The organism is Stieleria sp. (assembly GCF_041595215.1).
GTDB classification, from domain to species: Bacteria; Planctomycetota; Planctomycetia; order Pirellulales; family Pirellulaceae; genus Stieleria; species Stieleria magnilauensis.
On sequence record NZ_JBFHKV010001029.1, the window covers coordinates 1 to 3,061 of the forward strand.

Here is a 3,061-nt window from a genome sequence, read left to right on the forward strand (position 1 = left end):
CGGGATGAACGCGATGAGCGTTGCCGACCGGGCGACGATCGCCAACATGGCACCCGAATACGGCGCGACGATGGGCTTCTTCCCCGTCGACGACGTGACACTGACTTATTTGCGTCAAACCGGTCGTCCAGAAACCGGCGTGCAACTGGTCGAACGTTATTGCAAAGAACAGGGGCTGTTCCGGACCGATGATGGTCCCACCCTGAACTACACCAAGACGCTGTCGCTGGATTTGGGCACCGTCGAACCGAGCTTGGCCGGTCCGAAGCGTCCGCAGGATCGGATTTCGCTTTCCAACATGAAATCGGCCTTCAACGAAGCCCTGACTGCGCCGATCGGCAAGACCGGGTTCGGGCTCGAGCCGGGTGATCTGGACCACAAGGGCACGATCCAAGACAACGGAAAGAGTAGCCAGATCGGACACGGCGCTGTCGTGATCGCTGCGATCACGTCCTGTACCAACACCAGTAACCCGTCGGTGATGATCGGCGCGGGGTTGTTGGCCAAGAAAGCGGCCGAGCGAGGATTGAAGGTTCCGTCGCATGTCAAAACCAGTTTGGCGCCGGGTTCCCGTGTCGTCACCGAGTACTTGGACAAAGCCGGACTGACCGAGCCGCTCAAGACGCTCGGGTTCCACACCGTCGGCTATGGTTGCACGACCTGCATCGGTAACAGCGGTCCGTTGCCGGCACCGGTCGCCGAAGCGATCGAGTCGGGCGATCTGGTCGCGTCGGCCGTGCTGAGCGGAAACCGTAACTTTGAAGGCCGCGTCAATCCGTTGACACGAGCCAACTATTTGGCGAGCCCGCCGCTGGTGGTCGCCTACGCTCTGGCCGGAACCACGGACATCGATCTGGTCACCGAACCCTTGGGCAAAGACGCCAAGGGCAACGATGTCTTCTTGAAAGAGATTTGGCCGTCGGCGGAAGAGATTTTGGAGACCATCCAAACCTCGATCGATCCTGAGATGTTCACTCGCCAGTACAACGAGGCCGTCGAAGGGAACGAGTTGTGGAACGCGATCGATGCCGCCGAAGGTGCGATTTACCCATGGAGTGAAGAGAGCACGTACATCCACCATCCGCCATTCTTGGATCACGTGACCGGGGATGCGGTTCCCCCGATCGGTCCGATCGAAGGCGCACGATGTCTGGTGTTGCTGGGCGATTCGGTCACCACCGACCACATCTCTCCGGCCGGTGCGATCGCTTCCGACGGCCCTGCCGGTAAGTTCCTGCAAGAAGTCGGCGTTCCGATCAAGGAATTCAACAGTTTTGGTTCACGACGCGGTAACGACCGTGTGATGGTTCGCGGCACGTTTGCCAACATTCGCATCCGCAACCAACTGGCGCCGGGAACCGAGGGCGGTGTCACCCGATACTTGCCTACCGACGAGGTGACCAGCATTTACGACGCGTCGATGCGGTACCAAAAGGAAGGCACTCCGTTGGTCGTCTTGGCCGGTACCGAGTACGGCACCGGCAGCAGCCGCGACTGGGCGGCCAAAGGCACGATGTTGTTAGGCGTCAAAGCAGTGATCGCGGCGAGCTATGAACGGATTCACCGCAGCAATCTCGTCGGCATGGGCGTGTTGCCGTTGGAATTCGCCGACGGAAAAACGTGGCAGGCGCTCGGCTTGACCGGCGAAGAAACATTCTCGATCCCCGATCTGTCGGATGACCTCGAGCCCCGTAGCACCATCAAGGTCACGGCAACTGCCGCAGACGGCACCGTCAACACCTTTGATTGCATCGTGCGGATCGACACCCCGGTCGAACTGCAGTACTACCGCAACGGCGGGATCCTCCCGACCGTCCTCCGAAATCTGGCCCAGGCTTAATTTTTATCAACCATGAGTGACATTCACAGTCAGTACAACGACGTCGAAAAACTGATCGACGACGAGAAGTTCAGCGAAGCGATCGAAGGTTTGAATTCGATTCTCCAGGAAGACGATTCGTTTGTGCTCGGGCACCTCGCCCTCGCCCGCGTCTACACCAAGACCGGACAGCACGACGAGGCGATCCGACACGGCGAAAAAGCGTGTGAATTGGAACCGAACGATCCGTTCAACTTCACCGCCATGAGCGTGACGTACCAACGCGCCTGGGCCGGTACCCAGGAGCAGCAGTACATCGCCAAAGCCGAAGAAGCGATGGCGAAGGCTCAGATGCTGCAATCGCAGTCCTGAGATGCCAATCGCTAACGATTGAGCACGCGCCACTGGCTGACGCCGCGTGCTGGGAGGAGCGGACGCGTGCCGATGAGGCGGCTTGCTTACTGATCCGAGACGACTTGGGTCGTCACTTGAGACCGCGCGCCCAACGGCTTTCCGCGACTGACCGCTTCAGCGGTGATCGTGAACGTCTTCGGTTGATTGCACGTCAACAAGATCAGGTAGTCGATCGATTCAAACGGTCTCAGCGTCCCGATGTCTTTCAGATAGATGTATCCTCCGTTGGGACTGAATTCGCCCAACTCGGGGCTTAGCGGTTGCGTGACGCGCACCACTTGCACGCCGTCGGGCAGATTAAATCGAATGCTGACGTTGCCGTCTTGCTGTGACGACGGATTGGTGACGCGCAAGTCGTAGCGGATCGGTTGATTGACGAACACGGCTGTGCTGGGACCCGTGATCGACAGACCCAATGATTGTGGCTGGGCGGGCTGGCTGGGAGCCGGCCGCGGCGTGGGATCCTGAGTCGGCGCGGGTCGTGTTGGCGGTCCGGGGATCATCGGTGGAGCGGTCGCCGGGGGCAGGGTGTTGGGCGCGGCCGGAGCGGGTTCGGGTTGCCGGACCGCCGACGGCAAGATTTCAAACTGCACCTGTTCGCTGGCCCGGGCGCCTTGTTGCGACTCAACCGCTAACACCACGCTGCTTCTTGGATTCGTACCGATCACCTGGAAATTGGCTTCCAGTGTCTCGCTGGTTTCGGGTTCCAGTCGTGGGATCATCCACTCAAGCATGTACTGACCGCTGCGCGGCTCGGAGAGGTATTGGTCCGTTGCACCGACCGGGCGCAGCTGTGGATCATAGGCCATCGTGACGCGGACATTGTCC

General features: G+C 60.0%; 2 protein-coding genes and 1 pseudogene. 2 read left to right on the top strand and 1 reads right to left on the bottom strand.

The features are described 5' to 3' along the window. Together ABX749_RS27620 and ABX749_RS27625 are read left to right on the top strand one after the other, a co-directional pair. Positions 1 to 1,840, top strand: a 1,840-nt coding sequence (locus tag ABX749_RS27620) for an aconitate hydratase (protein ID WP_372898869.1), incomplete at its 5' end; no start/stop codon positions are given. A gap of 12 nt (positions 1,841 to 1,852) precedes the next feature. Next, the gene (locus ABX749_RS27625) at positions 1,853 to 2,191 is read left to right on the top strand and encodes a tetratricopeptide repeat protein (protein ID WP_145207296.1); all 339 of its coding nucleotides are present in this window, start codon (positions 1,853 to 1,855) and stop codon (positions 2,189 to 2,191) included. An 86-nt stretch (positions 2,192 to 2,277) separates the two neighbouring features. Here the strand turns inward: ABX749_RS27625 and ABX749_RS27630 are convergent. Further along, positions 2,278 to 3,061 (bottom strand): annotated as a pseudogene (locus ABX749_RS27630) (hypothetical protein); the annotation flags it as partial.